Source organism: Legionella sp. (genome assembly GCF_965140895.1).
Lineage (GTDB): Bacteria > Pseudomonadota > Gammaproteobacteria > Legionellales > Legionellaceae > Legionella.
The window spans coordinates 1-1197 of record NZ_CBCSKT010000135.1; the positions used below are offsets into that span (position 1 = coordinate 1).

Below are 1197 nucleotides of genomic sequence, written 5' to 3' on the forward strand. Positions count from 1 at the left end.
ATTTATGAGTTTGCATTGGGTGCAGGGGATTATGAGCTGGCAGAGAAGGTACAGTCTTATTTTTCAAAAATAGAAACAAAAGATGCTGAACAGCAAAGGATATGCCAATATGAGCGATATAAACCGCACATTGATGGTATGTTAAAACAAGAACCCTATAATTTAAGTCCATTAATTCAACTAATTAAAGATGCTTCTGCTGAGGATGTAACGGCATTGCTCAATAAAGATATGACGCGAGAGAGTAAACTTCGTGATGCGATGATACAGTTTCGAAAGGACTGGGCGCCTCGAATTTTGACTAAACCCTGCATGCATTATAATTATGCGAGCCTTCAACATGCTTTTGAACTACTTGACCGTGAGTGGGATGATTTATATAAAACGGGCGGGAATGATTATGACAAGATTCGTTTGGTGTGGCGGCAATTAATCGGTTTTGAAATGAGACGCTTGCCTGGCATTGATCGATGTGTGATGGCGCAGGGGCTTTATTATGTAATAGAAGAGCGGGAGGCGCCGAGTCGCTCATATAAATTTAGAGATACGGCTGGGGATTTCCCTATCCTTGTTGCTGATGATTCGCTTGATGGCCTTGGTGGGGATTTTTCGGTCAGTATATTCGGCTATTCTCAAGTACATCTCTGGGACCGGGATGGTCTCGGCCCGGCGTGGACAACTTATATCGAACAAAAACTTCAAACTTGCAGAACTTATGCAGTCACAACCAGTGTATCAACCGACTGTATGTCTAATTCTTTGAAGTTAACTTGACGGTGCCTGCTGTGGCCGTCGGGCGCTATACCCATTCAGTCTCTCATCGAAGAGACCAATTTCAAAAAGCCAAAGAAATTTGGGTTTAATTACAGGATTGGGGCAAATGCGAATTACAAGTCATTAAATAGCCTATAATTCAACCAAATTTGGCTAAATCAAAAAATTTATCTCCCGTAAAATCATACTGGTTTATTGCTATCAGTCCATATTCTATATACCCATCGCCATTGAAAGTACTGGAAATTTTTTCTGAAATGAATTAAAAGTATCGGCATTATGAAATTTCATCCACTGAGTGCAGAGCAAAAAGAATATTTAGAGTTACGCCATCGTTATGAAGGTAATAAACGAGTTGCGGATCGCATAAAGGCCGTCTTATTGAAAAATGAGGGCTGGAAAAATAAAGCGATAGCGCAGGCT

1 pseudogene is annotated in these 1197 nt (G+C 40.7%); it reads left to right on the top strand.

Going from position 1 to position 1197, the window contains the following annotated elements:
- Positions 1–774, top strand: a pseudogene (locus ACQY7T_RS13025) (hypothetical protein); the annotation flags it as partial.
- Positions 775–1197 lie beyond the last annotated feature (423 nt).